Source organism: Corallococcus sp. NCSPR001 (assembly GCF_017309135.1).
GTDB lineage: Bacteria > Myxococcota > Myxococcia > Myxococcales > Myxococcaceae > Corallococcus.
Genome location: NZ_JAFIMS010000002.1, coordinates 8,306,786 through 8,327,478, shown reverse-complemented (window position 1 = coordinate 8,327,478; position 20,693 = coordinate 8,306,786). Strand labels below are relative to the sequence as shown.

At 67.4% G+C, this 20,693-nt stretch carries 21 protein-coding genes and 2 tRNA genes; 14 read left to right on the top strand and 9 right to left on the bottom strand.

The features are described 5' to 3' along the window. Positions 1-30 precede the first annotated feature (30 nt). The 3 genes from JYJ93_RS35450 to JYJ93_RS35440 all read right to left on the bottom strand — a co-directional run bounded on the left by JYJ93_RS35450 (position 31) and on the right by JYJ93_RS35440 (position 4,004). Entirely contained in the window at positions 31-681 is a 651-nt protein-coding gene (locus JYJ93_RS35450; protein WP_206798989.1) for a hypothetical protein, read from the bottom strand. Then, positions 678-2,675, bottom strand: coding sequence for an AHH domain-containing protein (locus JYJ93_RS35445; RefSeq protein WP_206798988.1), 1,998 nt, complete (start codon positions 2,673-2,675; stop codon positions 678-680). The genes JYJ93_RS35450 and JYJ93_RS35445 overlap by 4 nt, the downstream gene beginning before the upstream one ends. Before the next feature lie 90 nt (positions 2,676-2,765). Beyond that, entirely contained in the window at positions 2,766-4,004 is a 1,239-nt protein-coding gene (locus tag JYJ93_RS35440) for a styrene monooxygenase/indole monooxygenase family protein (RefSeq protein ID WP_206798987.1), read from the bottom strand. Between the two features lie 188 nt (positions 4,005-4,192). Between JYJ93_RS35440 and JYJ93_RS35435 the strand changes: the two genes are divergently transcribed. The 7 genes from JYJ93_RS35435 (at position 4,193) to JYJ93_RS35405 (ending at position 10,200) form a co-directional block, all read left to right on the top strand. Beyond that, a complete protein-coding gene (locus JYJ93_RS35435) occupies positions 4,193-5,284 on the top strand; it encodes a vWA domain-containing protein (RefSeq protein WP_206798985.1) in 1,092 nt (363 codons plus the stop codon). Between the two features lie 76 nt (positions 5,285-5,360). Then, positions 5,361-6,389, top strand: a complete 1,029-nt coding sequence (locus tag JYJ93_RS35430; protein ID WP_206798983.1) for a hypothetical protein — start codon at positions 5,361-5,363, stop codon at positions 6,387-6,389. Positions 6,390-6,472: 83 nt separating this feature from the next. Next, complete coding sequence (locus JYJ93_RS35425) at positions 6,473-7,309, top strand: lipase family protein (protein ID WP_206798981.1); 837 nt, start codon at positions 6,473-6,475, stop codon at positions 7,307-7,309. A gap of 75 nt (positions 7,310-7,384) precedes the next feature. Continuing rightward, the gene (locus tag JYJ93_RS35420) at positions 7,385-8,593 is read left to right on the top strand and encodes an RICIN domain-containing protein (protein ID WP_206798979.1); all 1,209 of its coding nucleotides are present in this window, start codon (positions 7,385-7,387) and stop codon (positions 8,591-8,593) included. A 109-nt stretch (positions 8,594-8,702) separates the two neighbouring features. Then, positions 8,703-8,993: an autorepressor SdpR family transcription factor gene (locus JYJ93_RS35415; RefSeq protein ID WP_277989492.1), complete on the top strand. Its 291-nt coding sequence runs from the start codon at positions 8,703-8,705 to the stop codon at positions 8,991-8,993. Continuing rightward, entirely contained in the window at positions 8,990-9,673 is a 684-nt protein-coding gene (locus JYJ93_RS35410; protein WP_206798977.1) for an SdpI family protein, read from the top strand. Before JYJ93_RS35415 ends, JYJ93_RS35410 begins: the two co-directional genes overlap by 4 nt. Positions 9,674-9,843: 170 nt before the next feature. Then, entirely contained in the window at positions 9,844-10,200 is a 357-nt protein-coding gene (locus JYJ93_RS35405; protein WP_206798976.1) for a hypothetical protein, read from the top strand. 56 nt (positions 10,201-10,256) lie between these two features. Here JYJ93_RS35405 and JYJ93_RS35400 read toward each other — a convergent pair whose 3' ends face one another. The 4 genes from JYJ93_RS35400 to JYJ93_RS35385 form a co-directional block, all read right to left on the bottom strand. Beyond that, a complete protein-coding gene (locus JYJ93_RS35400; protein WP_206798975.1) occupies positions 10,257-10,928 on the bottom strand; it encodes a hypothetical protein in 672 nt (223 codons plus the stop codon). Between the two features lie 9 nt (positions 10,929-10,937). Next, a complete protein-coding gene (locus tag JYJ93_RS35395; RefSeq protein ID WP_206798974.1) occupies positions 10,938-11,948 on the bottom strand; it encodes a peptidoglycan recognition family protein in 1,011 nt (336 codons plus the stop codon). A 408-nt stretch (positions 11,949-12,356) separates the two neighbouring features. Next, positions 12,357-12,431 (bottom strand) — tRNA-Leu (locus JYJ93_RS35390). A gap of 27 nt (positions 12,432-12,458) precedes the next feature. Further along, positions 12,459-12,534: transfer RNA gene (locus tag JYJ93_RS35385), tRNA-Pro, on the bottom strand. Between the two features lie 366 nt (positions 12,535-12,900). Here JYJ93_RS35385 and JYJ93_RS35380 point away from each other — a divergent pair. Both JYJ93_RS35380 and JYJ93_RS35375 read left to right on the top strand, forming a co-directional pair. Beyond that, complete coding sequence (locus JYJ93_RS35380) at positions 12,901-13,992, top strand: hypothetical protein (protein WP_206798973.1); 1,092 nt, start codon at positions 12,901-12,903, stop codon at positions 13,990-13,992. A 64-nt stretch (positions 13,993-14,056) separates the two neighbouring features. Continuing rightward, on the top strand, positions 14,057-15,208 hold the full coding sequence (locus JYJ93_RS35375; protein ID WP_206798972.1) for a hypothetical protein: 1,152 nt from the start codon (positions 14,057-14,059) through the stop codon (positions 15,206-15,208). Between the two features lie 10 nt (positions 15,209-15,218). Here JYJ93_RS35375 and JYJ93_RS35370 read toward each other — a convergent pair whose 3' ends face one another. Together JYJ93_RS35370 and JYJ93_RS35365 are read right to left on the bottom strand one after the other, a co-directional pair. Further along, positions 15,219-15,803, bottom strand: coding sequence for a ThiF family adenylyltransferase (locus tag JYJ93_RS35370; RefSeq protein WP_206798971.1), 585 nt, complete (start codon positions 15,801-15,803; stop codon positions 15,219-15,221). Between the two features lie 11 nt (positions 15,804-15,814). Beyond that, positions 15,815-16,063 (bottom strand): hypothetical protein, encoded by a 249-nt coding sequence (locus tag JYJ93_RS35365; RefSeq protein WP_206798963.1) that lies wholly within the window; start codon positions 16,061-16,063, stop codon positions 15,815-15,817. 162 nt (positions 16,064-16,225) lie between these two features. On the opposite strand from JYJ93_RS35365, the gene nfi reads away from it, so the two are divergent. The 5 genes from nfi (at position 16,226) to JYJ93_RS35340 (ending at position 20,691) form a co-directional block, all read left to right on the top strand. Continuing rightward, positions 16,226-16,942: a deoxyribonuclease V gene (nfi, locus tag JYJ93_RS35360; protein WP_206798961.1), complete on the top strand. Its 717-nt coding sequence runs from the start codon at positions 16,226-16,228 to the stop codon at positions 16,940-16,942. Then, the gene (locus JYJ93_RS35355) at positions 16,939-17,154 is read left to right on the top strand and encodes a DUF2905 domain-containing protein (protein WP_206798959.1); all 216 of its coding nucleotides are present in this window, start codon (positions 16,939-16,941) and stop codon (positions 17,152-17,154) included. Before nfi ends, JYJ93_RS35355 begins: the two co-directional genes overlap by 4 nt. Positions 17,155-17,421: 267 nt before the next feature. Then, on the top strand, positions 17,422-19,770 hold the full coding sequence (locus JYJ93_RS35350) for a GMC family oxidoreductase N-terminal domain-containing protein (protein ID WP_206798957.1): 2,349 nt from the start codon (positions 17,422-17,424) through the stop codon (positions 19,768-19,770). A 102-nt stretch (positions 19,771-19,872) separates the two neighbouring features. Then, positions 19,873-20,388 (top strand): DUF2267 domain-containing protein, encoded by a 516-nt coding sequence (locus JYJ93_RS35345; protein WP_206798955.1) that lies wholly within the window; start codon positions 19,873-19,875, stop codon positions 20,386-20,388. 45 nt (positions 20,389-20,433) lie between these two features. Beyond that, a complete protein-coding gene (locus JYJ93_RS35340; RefSeq protein ID WP_206798954.1) occupies positions 20,434-20,691 on the top strand; it encodes an acyl-CoA-binding protein in 258 nt (85 codons plus the stop codon). Positions 20,692-20,693 lie beyond the last annotated feature (2 nt).

Sequence of the window (20,693 nt, the reverse complement as noted above, 5' to 3'; positions counted from 1 at the left end):
GCCCCAAGTCGGCCCCGGGCGCGTCCGGGCTCAAGGCTGGGGGTGCCACCACAGCCCCTTCAGTCCCGCCTCCTCACACGCCTGCCGCGCTTCCTCGGTGTAGCAGTAGAAGGCCAGCTCGGGGACGAAGAACACGGGCGGGAAGCCTCCGGGTGGAGGGTGGAGCACGAGCGGCTCGGCATCGTCATAGCCCAGCAGTTCTTCTCCGCACTGGTGGAAGGGCACGCCCTTCACGAGGGTGCGCTCCCGGTCGAGGCAGTGGGTCCGCTCCAGCAATTGGAGGATGACGAAGTCCTCGTTCTTTAGCGCAGGGTCCGTCACCGAATGCCAGGTCCGCCTTCGGGGGTATCCGCTGTACACGAGGTGCTTGATGCGTTCCGCGTAGATGACCGTGGGGATGAGTCGGTGGCGGAACGGTCCCACCGATTCGAGCACGCGCACCATGCGCCGGGAGAGCAGCAACCACCCCATGGACGTGGTGCACAGGTGGTCGCGCCCGGCGATCCACTCCAGGTTGCCGTAGTACTCAATGACCCCGGGCATGCCCTGCTGGGGCTGATCGCCGATGTCGGGGTCGAAGAACGTCACGTCCTCGAAACCGTCGAACTCGATGAGATGGGCGTCGTAGATATCCGCATTCTCCTTGGCATGGGAGACGTCCGTCGACAGTGCATACATCATGTGGTGTGTGACTCCCCATGGGAGCGCAGCTCCAGCAAGGCCAGCTTCCTCCCCGTGAGCACCTTACCGCCGCGCTGCTCCTGGATCACCTTGATGGCCGGCTCCTTCAAGCTCCCGGATTCGATGGCCTGACGAAGCTCGTTCTCGACCTTGAGGATGGCTTCCTCAATCACCTGCGGCGTCCAACTGGAGGCCGGTCCCTTCATGCGCAGCTTACTCAATGCGCGATCGAGCCTGGCGTTCACGAAGTTGCTGTAGAAGGGGTGGCTTCCCGAGTGGATGAGCTGGCCCTCCACGTTGAGCCCGGAGTGCATGTCGAGGATGTTCGACCCACGGTCAATCGTGTAGCCCTTGAGCCGCTCCATGGCCATTCGTATCAGCGGGTGGCTCTGGGCGACCCCGTCGGGGATGAGGTGGTGCATGGGATGACCGGCGGAGAGCCGGACCTCCGCCGCCGCACGCGCCGCCGGACCCTGGGTCTTCTCCACCCAGTCCAGGTAGTTCTTCCGGTAGCGAGTGAAGACGCTCAGGCGGGGTGTGCCCTTGCCGACCTTGAGCACCACCAGCCCGTCATCGGTCACCGTGAGCGCCCCATACTCGTCACCCAGGGCCTTCCCGTCCGGACGGCGCAGCCGGTAGGGCTGGGAACCGCTGCTCAACTTCTCCAGACGGTAGCCAGCGGCCTGGAGCTCTTTCTTGAACGCGTTGAACTCAGGCGTTCCTTCCTGCGGGATGCGGCGTCCGACGAAGTCCTTGAGCTTGTCCCAGTTGGGGAGCTTCTCCAGCAGCTTCTCCAACTCGGCGTCGCTGAGCGTGCGCTCGGTCAGGGGGGGCTCGGGCTCCGGCGTGGAGGATCCGCCCTCTTTGACAGCCTTTGACAGCAACGGCGCGCCGGAGCCCCAGGGATTGAAGGGAAGTGGAATGGATGGAGCGGCGGTGATGGAGCCCGGCTGGAAGACAGGCACGCCCGCGTAGGCACCGCTGGGGCCCGCAGCCGCCATCATGTAGATGCGGGGCGGGGTGATTCTCACGGACGTCATCAGCTTGAGCCCACGTCCCGCGTTGGTCTTCACGCCCAACAGCGCCAGCGCCGCCATCGCGATGCTCACCAGCATCCGGAGGAAGGACTTGCTGGCCTCCTTCAACTTCTCCTGTGAGCCATTTGCCTCCCACGCCTGGATGAGCCACAGCTGCGCGTGCTTCAGGGCCTCCCCTCCGGCCTCGATGAGTCCATGGGCTCCGAACGCCGCCAGGCCCAACTGGATGAGCGCCGCCGCCAGCTGCCCCACGCCGGTGGGCGTCGCCGCCAGGAAGGTGGACAGCGCCTCCGCGGCGATGAAGCCCACCACCATCGCGGAGATCTCCAGCCAGTTGTCCAGGATGGCCTTGCCATACTGGCCGGTGACCTCTCCGAAGTACCGGTCCGCCTGCCTCACGGACGCGAGGACGTCCTCCAGGTGCCGGGCGGCCTTGCGCGCCTGGACCATCGCCTCGTGGGTGATGGAGCCGCTCGACACGACTCCCTGGAGCTGGTTGGCGAAGGCGATGCTCACCAGCCAGATGCGCTCGCCCGCGACCAGCCGGACGTCACCGTCGACGCTCTGAACCCCCTTTCGGCCACTCTTCACGTTCACGTGATGAATGACATTCTCGTAGAAGCGCAGGTCCCGCCCCGGCTGGATGGCCTGCCGGTAGATGCGCGCGGCGATGGGCTCCAGGCGGTCCCCCGGACGCACCAGATAGAGCGTCGCGGCGGGCTCCGGCAGCTGGGTCGTGATGCGCAACGTCTGTATGAAGCCTTGCAGCAGGTATCCCCCCACCACGGTGGAGACATAGGACCAGCCGGGCGCCTGGGCATGGTCCCGGATGACGCTCACTCGCGTTCCCGGAGGCAGGGGCGCCGGAGTCAGGCAGGCTGAGCCCTTCATCTCCGCGGGGAGCGTCCGCAGGTTCGCGCCATCCCCGTGGTCGATGAACCCGAGCTGAATCGTCATGTCCCCTCCCGAATGAAGGCTGAGAGGATTCAGCCACCCGGACCGGGAGTGAAGGACCGGCCGGGTGGGAATGACAAGGACTTACAGCCGCTACGCGGCGGACGCCTGCTGGATGCGGGCCTCGGTCTCTTCAGGACTGACAATCCAGGGCCAGAAGCGCTGCGGCTCTCCGAAGTTGTCGAAGAACGTGTCGGCCAGGGGTGACACCGCCGACGCGGCTCCCAGGTAGCGCAGCACGTGCTGCGGTGGCGGCTGGAGCAGCATGTTGGTGAACGCGGTGATGAACTGGCCCTCCGTCCGCCAGAAGTGCTCGAAGGTCTGCTCCATCCAGTCCGGCGTGAAGGGCTGGTCGCCGTGCGCGAGGATGGCCTGCGTCATCGCGTGCGCCTGCTTCGACGCGCTGTTGAGCCCCTGGCCCGCGATGGGGTCGTTGAGCATGACGACATCCCCCATCCCCATCACCGCGCGTCCCGAGGGCAGCCGCCCCACCGGCTTGCGCACCGTGGGCGTGAACGCGCCGGTGAGCCAGGAGGACTCGTCCACGATGCTGGCGCCCTCCAGCCGCTCCGCCACCCACGGCGAGAAGTCCCGCAGCACCTGCTTCATCCGCTCCATCGCCTCCCGCGCGGTGCTCACGCCGCCGAAGCGGTCCAACCCCTGGCCGGGGATGGCCTCCAGCAGGAGGCAGTTCAGCGGGCCCCGGATGCGGTCGAAGTACGGCATGGCGAAGTATTCGCCATGGCCCGCCGCCAGGATGAACTTGAGCGCGGGGTAGGGCGTCTCGTTCAGCGGCTTCATGCCGGTGACAATCATTGCCGTGAGGTTCCGCTGCGGCTGCGTATGGACGCTGCGCTCGGCGTCCCGTTCGAACAGCCGGGTGAAGCTGTTGCGGCCCGTCGTCACGACCACCAGGTCATGCCCGGCCGCGAGCACCTCCAGCGCGTCCACGTCCACGTCCCGCACCACCACGAAGCCGCCGCGCCGCTCGAACTCCGCGAGCCAGCGGGAGTACTTCGCCCGCAGGTCCAGGGCCTTGCCCGGATTCTGGATGCGTCCCTGGACGCGGAGCGCCCGCTGCCCCGGGGCCGGGCAGACGTCCAGGTCCCCACCCCGGGCGTACTCCCCCGGGCCCTTCCAGAAGTCGAGCCCCAGCTCCTGCTCGTACTGGTAGGCGCGGCCGAAGAGGTAGGTGGTCGCGGCGAGCCGGGCGTTGAAGAGCTGCTCGGGCGTGCGGTCCGAATAGACGGTGACCGTGTAGCCCTTCTCCAACAGACCGAAGCCGAGCTGCAGACCCGCCTGGCCCGCTCCGATGATGCCGATGTTCCTCATGGTCCCCCCTGGGTGGTGTCCGGGCGTCACGCCCTGCCAGGACACTACGAAACGAGGGCGCCTTCCTGGCAACGCACGGCGGTACGAGGACGCCCGGAAACCGACGCCCGGAAGCCCCGTTCCGTGTCAGACCCCGCGAGTACTGTTCTCCCTGTCGCAGCGAGAAACGCACGAGGGGGAAATAGGTCATGGCGAAGTCTGTGATTGATAACCGCGTCGAGGTCGTCTTCAGCTTTGACACCACGGGCAGCATGTATCCGTGTCTCGCGCAGGTGCGAAAGAAGCTGGGGGCCGCCGTGGCCCGGCTGACGAAGGAGATCCCGGGCATCCGCATCGGCATCATCGCGCACGGTGATTACTGTGACGCGAAGTCCACCTACGTGACCAAGGCGTTGGATCTCACGGACGACGCGAAGGCCATCACCCGCTTCGTGGAGAAGGTGGAACAGACGGGCGGCGGAGACGCGCCGGAGTGCTACGAACTGGTGCTGCACGAGGCCCGGAGCCTGTCCTGGACGGAGGGCTACACGAAGGCGTTCGTGCTCATTGGCGATGACGTGCCGCACTCGCCCCAGCACAACCCCAAGAAGCTGGACTGGCGCAAGGAAGTGGCCGCGCTGGGGGAGAAGGGCGTGCCTGTGTATGGCGTCCAGGCGCTGAACCGCCGTCACGCGACGTCGTTCTACAAGGAGCTGGCGGAGAAGTCGGGCGGCTTCCACCTGAGCCTGGATCAGTTCTCTCACGTCACCGACATGCTGCTGGCCGTCTGCTACAAGCAGTCCTCGGACGCGCAACTCCAGGCATATGAAGCGGAGGTGTCCCGCGAGGGCCGCATGAACCGCGGCCTGAACGCGATGTTCAACACGATGCTCAAGCGGGCCGCGTCCACGCTCTTCGGTGAGACGGACCTGCGCGCGGTGCCGCCGGGCCGCTTCCAGGTGCTGGAGGTGGAGGCGGACAGCGCCATCAAGGAGTTCGTGACGGAGAACGGCCTGGGCTTCAAGACGGGCCGGGGCTTCTACGAGTTCACCAAGACGGAGACCATCCAGGGCCGCAAGGAGGTGGTGCTGATGGACCGCAAGTCCGGCGACCTCTACAGCGGCGAGCGCGCGCGGGAGATGCTCGGCCTGCCGCCGGGGGAGACGGTGCGCATCCGCCCCGCGAGCCTGGAGAAGTACGTCGTCTTCGTCCAGAGCACGTCCGCCAACCGCAAGCTCAAGGGCGGCACGAAGTTCCTCTACGAGGTGGAGGACTGGGACGGCGCTCGCGCCGCGGCCTGAGCCTGCGTGACCCCCTTGCGGCCGTGCGTGCGACACCACTACAAGCACGCCGTTGCCTACTCGAGGGGGTTTTCGCGTGTATCGAAAGAATGTCCTCAGCGCCGTGTTCGCGCTGGGGTTGCTGACGGCCATGACTGCCCAGGCCGAGGTGCTGTTCGCCCAGGGCAATTTCCTGCTCAACAAGAACCAGCTCTCCGCGGTGAACTACCGCGGCAAGGGCGTGACCATCCCCGTGGGGGCGAAGGTCGCGGTCCTCGAGCGGGACAACGACGAGGTCCGCTGCAAGGTCATCGACTCCGGCGCCGAGTTCCGGTTCGTGACGCACCGGAGCCTGGGCAAGCCCATCAACGTGCTGTTCGCCGGCTTCTTCGCCGAGCAGGACCCGGCCTCGCGCATCGCCGCGCTGTCGCCCGAGGACCAGAAGCAGGTCCGCGCCGGAGAGCTGGCCCGGGGCATGTCGCGCGAGGCCGTGCTCCTGACGGCCGGTCCGCCGCCGCCGCACCGCACGCCGTCGCTCCAGGGTAATCGCTGGACGTACTGGGCTTCCAAGTTCTCCACGTTCGAGGTCGACTTTGGCCCGGATGGCAAGGTCGTGCGGCTGAGCAACGAGCCCGTGGCCGCTCCCGCCCCCGCCCCCGTGGTGGAGAAGAACTACTTCGCGACCGCGAACTTCCACTTCGAGGACGGCACCGTGTCCTGGGTGAACTACCTCAAGGGGCCCATCATCCCGTTCAACGCGCGGGTGGAGGTGCTGGACAAGGGCTCGTCCTCCGTGAAGTTCAAGGTCGTGGAGACCGGCGCGGAGCTCGAGTTCACCAACGACTCGCGCTCGGGTTCGGAGACCTGGAAGCTGTTCCAGGCCTCGTTCGCGCCGGAGGACCAGGCCGCGAAGCTGGAGGCGCTGTCGCCGGAGGACCGCAAGAAGGTCTCCGCGTCGGAGGTGGAGCCCGGCATGAGCCGCGAGGCCGTGCGCATGGCGTGGGGACCGCCGCCCGCGCATGAGACGCCGTCGTTCAACTCCAGCACCTGGACCTACTGGAAGTCGAAGACGGCCAAGGTGCGCGTGAAGTTCGGCAAGGACGACAAGGTCGCCGCCATCGAGTAGCGCGGTGGCGGCACGGCCGTGACGACGTGAGAAAGGTGTGACGGCTCCTCGCCGTCACGCCTTTTTTCATCCTGACGGCGTGGGTGCCGCAGAAGGGCGGCGTCGCGGAGGCATTCGGCCTGTGGTTCACCTCCGACGCGGATTCGACCACGGCGATGCTGGCGCTGCGCGGGACCGTGACGTCCGCGGACACGAGCGCGGACGAGCAATACGCCACCACGTCCTTCGCGCCGTACTCCGGGACCTCCCTGTCGCCGGTGCCGCAGGTGCACAGCGGGTTCTGGGGCATCTACACCGGTACGAGCAGCTCCGTGCCGCGGTCGATGCAGGCGCAGGTGTTCGCGTGGCTGAAGGCGAACAACATCCAGACGCTTTACGTGACGGGCCACAGCCTGGGCGGGGGGCTGGCGGAGCTCCTGGCGTTGGACCTGGCGGTGAGCCAGCCGTCGCTGAGCGTGACGACCGTCACGTTCGCGGCGCCGAAGGCGGGGCTCGCGGATTCGTGGGGGACGGCCTACGCCCAGTACGTCACGCGTCCGGCGACGGTGCGCGTGGTCAACCAGTACGACGTGGTGCCCACCCTGCCGCCGTCGTGGATGGCGCCCAACTACACGCAGGTGGGTGTGGAGTTCGACGTGCTCTTCTACAACAAGCTGGGCGACACCAGCACGCAGGAGGCGACCATCCGGCACGAGATGGACAACTACCTCACCGTGCTCACCCAGGCGCTGCCCGCCACGCCTCAAATCTACGAGGGGTACTTCCCGGATGGCGTCTACACGGACAGCCACGACAACCCGCTCCAGGACACCAGCGTGGCGCCCACCGCGGACGCCGTGGCGAATGCGCAGGCGTCCGTGAAGGCCATGCCGCGGCCCCCGGTGGACCAGCCGCAGGGCCACCGGGTGGCGACGAAATAGCGCCGAGCGCCACAGTGCATTCATTGCCAATACGGAGGGTCGTCGTCATCCGCCACGCTGGGTATAGGATGAGACATGCCCTCTCTCAAATGGCTCCTCCTGGCCACCCTGGCAATCGCTTGCGTCGCCTCCGCGGCCAGCCCTGCTCCCACCTACCAGACCCAGACCCTGGAGGGCTGGCCGGTTCGCATCGATGAGCGCCTGCTGACGGCGGAGAACAAGCCCGCGACGGACAAGGCCCTGGTGCTCCTGGCGGCGCAGCTCAAGGAGGTCGTCCGGCTCGTCCCCGCGGGCCCCGTGGCTCAGCTCCGCAAGGTGACGCTGTGGCTGTCGCCGCCCTATCCCAACGATGGGCAGAGGGCGACGTACCATGTCTCCGAAGACTGGATGCGCCGGAATGGCCGCAACCTGGCGATGCTGAAGAGCATCGAGCTCACGAGCGTCTTCATCCTTGAACAGGAAATCAAGCGGATGCCCTTGTTGATGCTCCACGAACTCAGCCACGCCTACCATGACCAGGTGCTCGGCTGGGACCACGCCGGCCTCGCGGCCCTCTATGCGCGCGCGATGGCAAGCAAGAGCTACGAGTGCGTGGAGCGCTGGAAGAGTCCCGAGCGGCCCAGCGTGTTCGAGCCTGCCTATGCCATGACCGACGTGGGGGAGTACTTCGCGGAGAGTTCAGAGGCGTTCTTCGGGCGCAACGACTTCTACCCCTTCACGCGTGAAGAGCTGGGCAGGCACGACCCGGGGATGCTCGCGCTGCTCCAGCAGGTGTGGCAGGTGCCCCCTCCCACGACCCCCGCCCCGCCCACGACTCCCGCCCCGCCGCCGGTGTCCTCCGGCCCCGATACCCGCTGCCACTACCGGTTGACGACCCTGTGGCAGGGCGAAGGCATGTCGCTGGACATTCTCTATGACGGCGAGGCCAATAACGTGCCCATCCTCGCCAGGACGCGCGAGACCGACGGGCAGATGTGGAAGCTGACTCCGGAGGCCAACGGCTACTACCGGCTGACGACCGTATGGCGTGGGAGCACCCTGTCCCTGGCCAACGCCGGCGGCAACCGCCCCCTGCTCGTCAAATCGGCGGCGGTTCCGGAGCAGCGATGGAAGCTGAATCCGGAGCCCAACGGCATCTACCGGCTGACGACCCAGGCGCAGGGCGACGGGCTGTCTCTGGACGTCGTCAATGACAGCAGGGCCAACAACATCCCCATCCTCGCCAAGACCGGCTGCAATGACTCCGGGCAGCTGTGGAAGCTGACCCCGGTCGCCGTGCCCTGAGCCAGGAGCGGCGGGAGGTTCGTGTCGGCGCCATCGGGGACGTCCGGCATCCCCCTTGACTTGGCCGGGCGGGTCGTTATTTTGAGGTTATTCAAAATATCAAAAGGTCATGATGCGAACGCAGGAGGTCTTCAAGGCCATTTCCGACCCGACCCGGCGCAGGGTGCTCAAACTCCTGCAGGGCGGCTCGAAGTCAGCGGGAGAGCTCGCGGAGGCGTTCGACATCACCAAGGGGTCGCTGTCGCATCACTTCAACGTGCTCAAAGCCGCGGACCTGGTGCGCTGTGAGCGGCGCGGGCAGCAAATTGTCTACTCCCTCAATACGACCGTGTTCGAGGACGTAGCGGCAGTCCTGCTCGACCTCTTCAAGGTCGAAAAGGGGAAGGGAGAGCAGTCATGAGGATCCGCCGAGCCAATGGGTTGAGTCTGGGATTCGTCGCGGTGGCGTTCGCGATGGCCTTCATGCTCTACGGCCACTTGCCGGAGTCGATTCCCACGCATTGGAACGCCGAGGGCGTGGTGGACGGGTATACGCCCAAGCCCTGGGGGCCCTTCGTCCTGCCGCTGGTGATGGCTGCCGTGTACCTAGCCCTGGTGGCCGTGCCGCGGATTTCGCCCAGGGGCTACCGCGTGGAGCGATTCCAGAACGTCTTCGAGGGCATCCAGGCGGTGCTGGTCGCGTTCCTGTTCCTGCTCAACGCCCTGGTCCTGCTCGCGGGCCTCGGCGTGTCCGTGCCGATGGCGCGCGTGGTGCCCGCGGGCGCGGGCCTGGTCCTGATGGTCCTGGGGAATTACATGGGGAAGTTCACGAAGAACTTCTTCTGTGGAATCCGGACGCCCTGGACGCTCGCGAGCGACGAGGTCTGGCTGCGCACGCATCGCCTGGGAGGCAGGCTCTTCGTCCTCGCGGGACTCATCGTCCTCGTGTCGGGGCTTCTGGGCGGTGGTCCGGTCCCCGTGCTCGCGGCTGTCGCCGTGGCGGCGGTGACTCCCGTGCTCTACTCGTACTTCCTCTATCGTCGCATCGAAGGGGACAGGCACGAACCCATGGACGATGCGGGTTCGCATCGCTCCGCGTGAGATTTCCTGCGTGGAAACCCCCGTCGCGACGCCAGACATGAGATGAGATGGTGTGGTCCATGGGGCAGCGCGGACCATGCATTCAAGTCTGTAAGTGAAGTCCTGAGGGCGTCCGCTTCGAGTTCGCCGTACGAGCCGGGCAGCTCTACCGGTTCGTCTGCACGGCCACCATGCTGTCGGGGTTCCGGGTCCAGTTGCTCGACGCGACGTCGCTGGAGCCCAGGGGTGAGGCCCTGACCTCCAATGAGACGAAGCAGGCTGACTTCTTCTGGACGGCGGACGCGGAGTACACCTTCGAGGGTTTACTGGAGACCCCCGACGACGTGGACGCCTGGCGGATCTCCATTCCCAGGGACGAAAGCGGCTCCAGCAGCCCCTACTACTGCGCGACCACGGTGATGGATTCCCAGGGCCAGGTGCTGGAGACAGACCTGCCAGGCGACAGGAATGGCGTCATCTACAGGCGAACATTGGCGGCGGGCAGGGCCGGTTCACGTTCGCGGCGCGGGATGGCGATCAGGTGGTGAGCACGCTGGGCATCGCGCCGGATGATGTGCCGGAGGCGGGATTCGAGCGTGAAGTGTCAGGGCGTCCGGAACGCGCTTTCGCCATCGGGGCGGTAGATGTTCAAGGCTCCTCCCCCGCTTCCTCCCTGAAGAGCAGCCTGCGTCCTCTGCGCATCTCGGAAGATGAGTTCAGAGAGACGGGCGTCATCGTGTTCTGTGTACCTGAGTTGTATCCGCGGTGCGTCGCTCCCTCTGATGACCAAGCCCTGGGAGTCTGTATCAAGATACAAGGCAAGTCCTGGATGCCCCTCGGATTCGTAGAGGACCAGGCCATTGTCTCGGCCAGAAGCCCCCAGCAAAATCCGAGCCTTGCCTGATTCATCGTGGAGCGTGAGGGACGCGCTCTGGTGCGCAGGTGGCGCGCCGGGTGGGGTTGCCACGGCGAGTGAGGCCCAGCGTTGCCCTTGCGGATGATAGAACACCAAAGAGGGTTCTTGCGCACCTGGCATGAGCCCCAACTCCCCCCGTACCCGCCCTTGCTCATCCTGGATGATCAGACGCGACACCCGGAGTTCGCTTGGCTTTTCGCCATGTGCGCCCGACGAACTTTTCCACCGGAGCCACTCACCCGCCAGCAGCAGGGCAAGTGAACTGATCAGCAAGATGCTCAGCCCGCGAACCTGCCGGCGGAGCCGTTGTTGCTCGGCCTCCATGCGCCTTAGCGCGGTATGGGTGTCGCCCGTATCCATCCCATCATCCTATTTGAGCTTGAGCGTCGATGCACGCTGCTCGGCGGCCTGGAAGGCTTCTTCGGCGGCCTTCAGTCTTTTCAATGCCTGACGCACAACTGTCTTGCCAAGATCTACATGAGGGCTCAGGTGTTCACCCGGGCAGACCTTCGGCTTGCCATCCCGCTTGACCTCAGAATGCTTCAAGATGGATTCAGGGGGGATGTTGTACTTCCATGCAAGATGATTGAGGAGTAGCTGCAGGCTGGCGAGTTGTGCCTGCGTGGGTTTGTCTGGCGACCATCCATTCTCCATCCTGCTCTCGAAGTCGCCAGTCAGAACAATGCCAATGGCTCCATGGTCAGGATCCTTGGCGATGTCTTTGTTGTTCTTGAACTCTCCTGCATGGGCGCCCACGATATTGATCCTGCGGCCCTCGTAAATCTCACCGTTCTTGGTGATGACAAAGTGATAGGGCATATCCGCATAGCCCGCTTTTCGCTCTTTGTTCTCCAGTTCCTTGACGGTCTGCCCCAGGGGGTCAGCGGTATGGTGGACGATAATACGGGTGAGCGGCAGGCGGGTGTTTGAGGGATATTCGTCCCAACCCTTGCTTTTGTCCGGTGGAAGGGCTCGCCAGGCTTCACGAGAAGTCACTTTCACCTGGAACTTTGCCTGCTCTGATTCGAGGGCACTCTGCGCGGACCACAGCTGTGTGCCCGCCATTGAGGCGGCAAAGTTCAAGCGTGCGATGGCGTCGGTGACACGTTGATAGGGGCTCGGTTTGGAGGAAAGCGCGCCCAGGGTGAGGTGCGCGAGTTCACTCGCGCTGCGTGACTTCAATAAATCAAGCATCTCGGTTTTTTGAAGAGTGCTGAGGTGCCGCGCTGCCACTGGCCAATCCTTGGTGGCCAGGGCCTCTTCGAATCCAGGAACACTGGGCGAAACATGCTCGACCAACTCCTGCGAGATATATCCGTCGTAGGCTTTACCACCCAGCACGGCCTGGACATGCAGGTTCGCTCCGTCCTTGCCAATCACTGTTACGCGGGTGCCCTTGGGTAGGTCGATGACGACATCGTGAATTTGACCTTGGGGATTCCTATGCGGCCTCTTGTGAATCCGTGCGCTAGAGGGACGGATCCTGCCGATCCAACGAAGCTGGCGCTGGGGAGGGGCTGGGGTCGACAAGGACTTGCTTGATTCCTGAGGCATGGTGCTCCCCTGGAGCAATGGTCACGACCCAAGCGGCGGTGACAGTCAGTGCGCGGCGAGGGCAGAAAATAGCACGAGGGTCACTGAGTGCGTGCCAGGGGGCGGGAGACGAAGCCGCGACCTGGGTGGTGGGAAACCCCAAGCAAGACGCGCAGTTGTCCGCCATTGCGCACATGCTGCTAACGGAATGAGAAAAGGCCCAGCAATCCGTTGGGATTGCCGGGCCTGATGATGTGCCGAAGGCGGGATTCGAACCCGCAACCTCCGCGTTCTGAGCGCGGCGCCTCTACCAAGTTGGGCTACCCCGGCGGGGTGTGTCTTTGATTGGATTTGAAGTCGGGATGACTGGATTCGAACCAGCGACCTTGCGCGCCCGAGGCGCACGCTCTCAACCAGGCTGAGCTACATCCCGATGCTTGGAGAAACCATTTGAAGAAAGACCCGGACACGACAAGGGCCGGGTCCCCCTTCGGGAACCCGGCCCTCGTCACGCCGTCCCGGGGTCACCGGGGGCGGGTGCGAGCGTCAGGTCCCGGGCGCACTGCCACGGAAGGATGCGGTGGCCAGCTCCAGGTTCTCCAGAGAGGTCACCTTCGTGGCGGGGCGCTGCGGGTTGAGCTCATTGGGGTTCTGCATGGGGCATCCCTCCTTTCTGGGGAGTAATGACGGAGCGCTGAATTCGTTCCTGACGGGTCGGCGCAAGGTGAGGGGAAAACGCGGGGACTTCCGTTCAAGGGCAGCGGTGCATTTTCCGCCGCCTTTTCCTGGAGCCTCCCCCGTGAAGCTGTCGTCGACCCCCTTCGCCCTTGCTGTCACCAGTGTCGCCTGGTTGCTGGGGGCCACCCCCGTCCACGCGGCGCCGCCCGCTACCTCCGGCCCGCGTGAAATCGCCCGGGTCTCCGGCGCCCGTGACAATCACGTGCTCTGGCTCGAGAACGAGGATGGCGTGGTGGACATCGCCGTCATGGCCACCTATCCGCAGCGCCCTCTCGTGGCCCCCCTCTTCCTCAAGAAGCACACTCCGGCGGAGGTGTTCCTCGCCCTGGCCCCGCCGCATCAGGAACTCCCCGAGGCGCTCGCGCGCCAGTCGCTCTTCGCGGTGGACTTCTCCGCGCGCGAGCAGCTCCAGCGGGAGAACGCGGATGCGCTCGCGGCGCTGCCCACTGGCTTCGATTCCGGCGGCCAGTCCCTGACCGCGGGGTGCTCGGCGTCCTTCCGGGCGTGGGTCGCCTCCGAGTATGGCGATGCCACGTGTGGTGACCCGAACCAGGAGGTCATCAGCACCGCCCACCCGAGCGATACGTACTGCACCAGCGGGTGTGACTTCTCCCTGGGGATCCAGGATCGCGCCACGTGTGAGCCCAAGCTCCGTTCCTGCGACATCGTCAAGGGAACGGCCACGGTGGTCCGGCTCCGCACGACCGATTGGTGGAATGGCGTCAACTTCAACCACCCGGGGCACTCGGCCCACTTCGCCGTCGCCAACTGCAGTGGCAACGGGCCCGTCACCTTCAACCGTCAGCGCGGTGGATCGAGCACCGTGACCGTCCAGGTGCCGGTCAACGGCATGCTCCACTACCGGATGGGATCCTCCATCGTCCCCGCGAATGCCGCCAACTTCGTCGCCTATGGCTCGTGGAAGAAGGGCAAGACCGCGAGCGGTGACACGTATTTGAGCAACAGCATGTCTGTGGAAGCCAATGGCGGCACCGACGACCGGGTGATTGCCTGCGGAGACATCCAGACGGAGTACACCCTGCAAGATGTGTCGTCGCCCACCTGCCATGGCTCCGACATCTCGCTGTGCACGGGCGGCAACTGCACCAGCTCCTGCTTCTACTGTTCGGGCGGCAGCTGCCCCACCAACTGAGAAGCCGCTCTCAGCGGCCAGGGGGCGGCCCGCGAACCACTCACCCGCGTGTAGGATCGCGCGGATGACGGAACTCGAGACCCTGGCCGCATTCGAGCAGCACCTTCGCGAAGGCCGCGGCCTCGCCAACGTCATCCTCCAGGGGCTGGACCTGCGCGCGTGGAGCGACGCGCTGTTGAAGGCGGACCTCACCGGCACCGTCTTCCTGGGCTGTGTCCTGGAGCCCGCGACCCTGCAGCAGGTCCTCGCGCGGGGCGCCATGGTGTTCCCGCCGTTCTCCGGGCTGCCGTACTGCCCGTACCGCGGCAGCCTCTACACGCCGGAGGAGCTGTACGCGGGCTTCGATCCGACCCGCCCGGACACCTACGCGGACACGCTGGATGCGCGCATCTACGCGCACTGGAACTCGCGCGGTGGGGCCCACCCTCCCTCCATCCTGGAGACCCTGGCGCAGCGGCTTCACGACCACGCCATCAGCGACGCGCTGGAGGAGGCGCTTCTCGACCAGGGCAAGCCCCGCCGGGTGGTGGCCATCATGGGAGGCCACTCCATGCTGCGGGGCCAGGAGGCCTACCGCTCCGTGGCGGAGCTGGCCCGTTCGCTGGCGCGCCTGGGCTTCTTCCTGGTGAGCGGTGGCGGCCCGGGCGCCATGGAGGCCACGCACCTGGGCGCGTGGTTCGCGGCGCGGCCGGATGAGGACCTGGACGCGGCGCTCGCGGTGCTGGCGCGGGCTCCGTCCTACAAGGACCGGGACTGGCTCGCGCGTGCCTTCGAGGTGCGCGCCATGTGGCCCCTGCTCGACGCGAAGGCGATGGGCGACAGCCTGGGCATCCCCACCTGGCTCTATGGCCACGAGCCGCCCAACCCCTTCGCCACGCGCATCGCGAAGTACTTCGCCAACAGCGTGCGCGAGGAGGGCCTGCTCACCATCGCCCGAGGTGGCGTCGTCTATTCACCCGGCAGCGCGGGCACCGTGCAGGAGATCTTCCAGGACGCCTGCCAGAACCACTACAACACCGTGGGCGTCATCAGCCCCATGCTCTTCCTGGGGCGCGAGTTCTGGACGCAGACGCGGCCCGTGTACCCGCTGCTGGAGCACCTGGCCCGGGGACAGGAGTACGCGCGGCACCTGCTCCTCACGGACTCCAAGGAGGACATCATCCAGGCGCTCGTGCGCTTCGACCAGGAGCGCGAGGCCCTGGCGCGGGCGGGCTGACCGTGGCGGCTCAGCCCTGACCCGCGACCGGGGTGACGGCGTTCAGGCTCACGAACGCGTCCCGCTTCACGCCGTGCTTTAGGAAGTCCTGCACCGCCCTCGCGAGCGTCGCGGCCAGCAGGCCCAGGAGGGGCAGGTGCTCGCCGCCCTCGCAGGTGGCCTGGCCCTGGGTGTCCTCGGCGTCGGGCGTGAAGCGTTCATCCCAGCGCACCAGGCCGAACGTGCCGTCCGCGGATACGGCTCCGTGCACCAGCGGCGTGCCCGTCTTCCGGGCGTGGTCGCTGAGCAACTGGCGGCTGTCCTGGTTGTCGAAGGCGTCCACCAGCAGGTCCGCCCCCTTGCACAGCGCCTCCACGTTGTCGCGCGTGAGGCGCACGCCAAAGGCTTCCGCCTTCACACCGTGCAGGTTGTGCAACTGGAGCTTCAGCGCCTCCGCCTTGTTCTTGCCGACGGACGGCTTCACGTAGGCCTGTGACAGCAGGTTCTTCGACTCCACGCGGTCGAAGTCGATGAACACCCGCGTCGCGTCCAGGTTGCGGCACAGCAGCGCCGCCGCGGACCCGATGGCCCCCACGCCACAGAAGACGATGCGCATGGTGGCCGCCCTCAGCACGCCCCGAAGGGCACCTTCGGACGCAGGTAGATGCGCTCCTCGCCGTGCGCGCCCCGGAAGCGGTCCACGACGTAGTGCTGGAAGGCCTCGTCCCCCAGATGGAAGCGGTGCAGGCCCGGCACTCCGCCCGAGCGCACCAACTCCACCGCGATGCGGCGCACGTCCGCGTCGCTGATGTGCCGCTCCAGCTCCACCGGCACGTCCGCCGAGTGTCCGTCGTAGGTGATGTTGAGCGTCGCCATGGCTGCGTGCCTCCAGGGAAGAGAACCCTGGCCCGGGACGACGCCCCCCGGTGCTTCCTGACAACCCGGGCCCTGTCCGTCGCCTCCTGGACGCGAGGAAGGGGAGCGGCCGTCACCTTCCCACCGGAGGATGCACAGTGTTGGGCTCACGGGAGGAGACGCATGGAGTCACCACGAGCACCGCACCCCTGGAACGTCACGCCCACGGAGGCCGTGGCGGTGCAGAAGCGCTTGCGTGAGCAGCTCATCCTGGAACCGCCTCCAGGCCTGCGCATCACCCGCCTGGCGGGCGCGGACATCTCCACGGAGAAGGGCAATGACACGGGCTATGGCGGCATGGTGGTGCTCGACGCACGGACGCTCCAGCCGGTGGCCCGCGCCGTGGCCACGGCGACGCTGACGTTCCCGTACGTCCCCGGCCTGCTCTCCTTCCGCGAGCTGCCGGTGCTGGCCGCCGTCTGGGAGCGGCTCACGGTCCGCCCGGACGTGCTCATCTTCGATGGCCAGGGCACCGCGCACCCGCGACGATTGGGCATCGCCTGCCATGGAGGGCTGCTGTTCGACATCCCTTCCATCGGCTGCGCCAAGTCGCTGCTGGTGGGCACGCCCGGGAAGCTCGCGGAGCGGCGGGGCGCCACGTCCCCCATCACCCACAAGGGCGAGGTGGTGGGCATGGCGGTCCGCACCCGCACCGGCGTCAGCCCCGTGTTTGTCTCCCCTGGCCACCGCATGGACCTGGACACCGCCGTGGAGTGGGTGTTGAAGGCCAGCCCCCGCTACCGTGAGCCGGAGACGACGCGCCACGCGCACCGCCTGGTGAACGCCTTCCGCCGCGCGGGCGGTGAGGCCGCGGAGCTGGAGGAGGGGAGTCCCGGATGAAATCCGAGGGGTTGATGCTGGTGGTGGCGGGCCTGGGGCTCGCCGTCGTGGGCCTGCTGGTGTGGGCCGGGGCCTTCTCCTGGTTCGGCCGGCTGCCCGGGGACATCCGCGTGGAGAGCGGGAACACGCGCATCTACGCGCCGCTGGCGTCCATGCTCCTCATCTCCGTGCTGCTGAGCCTGGGCGCCTGGGTGGTGCGCCGCTTCTTCTAGGTCCCTGAGGCGCTCCGGCGGATTTCGCCTCAAGGATGCGCGCCCTTCGCGTCTGTCCGACAGGCATGACCTCAAGGGTTGGCTGTCTGCTGCCCTGGCGGGCGGAAGGGCCCCTGTCCTCAAGGACAGGCGGAGGGCATGGGGACGGACGGGGAGTGGATCCGCGCTGTTGGACCGCGCAGCATGCGGCCCCCGTCCCGGATGTCACCGGTGGGGAATAAAAGCAGCATCCGAGAAATGGCGGCGGTCAGGCCGCCCGAGGTGAGCATGCGCAGGCTGTCATCCCCGTTGAGTGAGCTGGCATCCCACTACTCCGTGGTCGTCGTGGGGTCGGGCTATGGCGGAGGCATCACCGCCAGCCGGCTGTCGCGCGCGGGGCAGCAGGTGTGCGTGCTGGAGCGCGGCCGGGAGATGCACCCGGGGGAGATGCCTCGCACGCCCGCGCAGGCGGTGGCCGAGTTCCAGCTCCACTGCGCCCCGGGCCAGGGCGACCTGGACGTGGGCAGCCCCACCGGCCTCATCGAGGTCCACCGCAACGGCGACGTGTCCGTCATCGACGGCTGCGGCCTGGGCGGCACGTCGCTCATCAACGCCGGCGTGACGATGCGGCCCGACCCTCGCGTGTTCGAGGACCCGCGCTGGCCCCAGGCCCTGCGCGCCGACGTGCATGGCCTCCTGGAGGACGGCTTCACGCAAGCGGAGCTGATGCTGCGGCCCCTGCCGTACCCGGAGGACCACCCGCCGCTGCAGAAGCTCAAGACGTTCGGCATCTCCGCGGAGAAGCTGGGCGGACGGCTGACGCGGCCTCCGGTGGCGGTGACGTTCGAGGCGGGCGTCAACGCCGCGGGTGTGCGGCAGCCGGGGTGCTCGCTGTGCGGTGACTGCGCCACGGGCTGCAACACCGGCGCGAAGAACACCGTGCTGATGAACTACCTGCCGGACGCGCACGCGCACGGGGCCCGCATCTTCACCGAGGTGTCGGTGCGCGCGGTGGTGCCGGACGGCGCGAAGTGGCGCGTCTACTACCGCCCGCTCAACACCGGCCGCGAGCGCTTCGACGCGCCCGACGCCTGGCTCACCGCGGACCGTGTCGTCCTGGCGGCCGGCACCATGGGCACGGCCGAGATCCTGCTGCGCTCGCGCGAGCTCGGCCTGTCCGTGTCCTCGAAGCTGGGCCACCGCTTCAGCAGCAACGGCGACGTGCTGGCCTTCGGCTACAACCTGGACATGCCCGTCCACGGCGTGGGCCATGGCGAGCAGGACCACGAGACGCGCGACCCGGTGGGGCCCTGCATCGCGGGCGTCATCGACCAGCGCGACACCGCCCGCCTGGACGAGGGGATGATCATCGAGGAGGGCGCCATCCCCGGCGCGCTCGCGTCGCTGATGCCCGCGGCGCTCGCGGGGGCCGCGGCGCTGGTGGGCGAGGACACCGACGAGGGCATCCTGGACTGGGTCCAGGAGCGGCTGCGCCAGGCGGACAGCTTCGTGCGCGGTCCGGACCACGGCGCGGTGGAGCACACGCAGACGCTGATGGTGATGTCGCACGACGAGGGCAAGGGCGAGCTGCGGCTGGAGCACGACCGCGTGCGCCTGCACTGGCCGGACGCCGGCCGCGACCCGCAGCTCACCCGCATCGAGGAGCGCCTGCGCCGCGCCACCGCCGCGCTGGGCGGCACCTTCGTGCGCTACCCGCTCTGGTCCGAGGCCTTTGGCAAGGAGCTCCTGTGCACGCACCCGCTGGGCGGCTGTGTCATGGCCGAACGGGCGGAGGACGGCGTGGTGGACCACGAGGGGCGCGTCTTCTCCGGCAGGTCCGGCCACGCGGTGCACGAAGGGCTGTACGTGTCCGACGGCTCCGTGGTGCCGCGCTCGCTGGGCATCAACCCGCTGCTCACCATCTCCGCCGTCGCCGAGCGCGCCTGCGTCCTGATGGCCCGGCGATACGGGTGGACCATCGACTACGCGCCGCTGCCGGAGGCCTCGGCGCCCCAGGCCCCCGGGCCCGTGGGCGTGCGCTTCACGGAGACGATGCACGGCTTCCTGTCCGGTGACGTGAAGGCCCCGCACCTGGAGGCCGGCGACCCGGAGCGCGACGACGCCACGCCCCTGCGCTTCGTGCTCACCGTGACGGCCGAGGACCTGGACGCGACGCTGCGCGACGAGCGCCACCCCTTGAAGTTGATGGGCACGGTGACGGCGCCGGTGCTGTCGTCCCGCCCGCTGGTGGTGACGCGCGGCGAGCTGCGCCTGATGACCCGCGAGCACGCCCGGCCGGGCGGCCAGCGGATGGAGTACCTGCTGCACCTGCTCAGCGAGGCCGGCGAGGCGTACTACCTGGAGGGCTACAAGGACCTCTACGACGACCCGGGCCTGGACCTGTGGAAGGACACCACGACGCTGTTCGTGTCCCTGCACCGGGGCGACGGCCCGGAGGCGCCGTGCATGGGCCGGGGCTTCCTGCGGCTGACGGCGGAGGAGTTCGCGCGCCAGCTCACCACCCTGCGTGTGCTCAACGCCCGGGACGGCAAGCAGCGGGCGGAGGCCCTGGCCCGCTTCGGCGGCTTCTTCTTCGGCGCCCTCTGGGACACGTACGTCCGGCGCGTGGCCGCATAGCAGTCAGGCAACCGGCGGACAGTCCAACAGTCCGCGATGACGTGCCCTCCGGGGCGGGCATGGGCACCCTGTTACCCACCGGGACCGACAGGGAGGACCCCCATGGCTGAAGACCGTGATCCGCAGCGCCGCTCCGGCGCACCCCAGGAAGAGGAGCATGCGGAGGAGCGGCGCGAGCTGTCCATCGAGGAGCGGCGTGCGCGACGCAGTGCGATGCGGGCCAGTCAGACGTATGCCCGCTTCATCGACCACCTCTGCGACCGGGGAGGCATGTCTCCAAGCGTCGCCCAGCAGGCGGCCGTCTCCGTGCTCTGCGGCCTGGAGCAACGCATCCAGGCGGAGGAGTCCTCGGACCTGGAGGCGCAGCTGCCGCGCAGGCTCACGGAGCTGCTGCACCGCTGCGAGCGCCACGACGCCGACCCCCGCCCATCGAAGTTCGGCCGCGACGAGCTGCTGAAGCTGGTGGGCGAGGACCTGGCCCTGAATCCGGACGCCGTGGAGCCCGTGGTGCGCGCCGTGATGGACGCCGTCCGTCACCAAATCAGCGAAGGTGAGGCGGAGGACGTGAGCGCCCAGCTGCCCGAGGACATCCGCCACCTTTGGCTGCCGACGATGTGAGGCCGGCTGTTAAGGTCTCCGGCACACGCTTGCCGGAGACCGCGCATGGCCCTCGATGATGACTTCAGCGCCGCACAGAGCCGGGTGAAGACGCTGTCCAAGGCTCCCTCGAACGACGCGCTGCTGGAGCTGTACTCGCTCTACAAGCAGGGCACGGAAGGGGACGTGCAGGGCAAGCGCCCCGGCATGCTCGATATCAAGGGGCGCGCGAAGTACGACGCGTGGGCCGGCCGTAAGGGGCTGGCGAAGGACGCCGCGAAGCAGCAGTACGTGGCGCTCGTGGACAAGCTCCTGCGCGGGTAGAC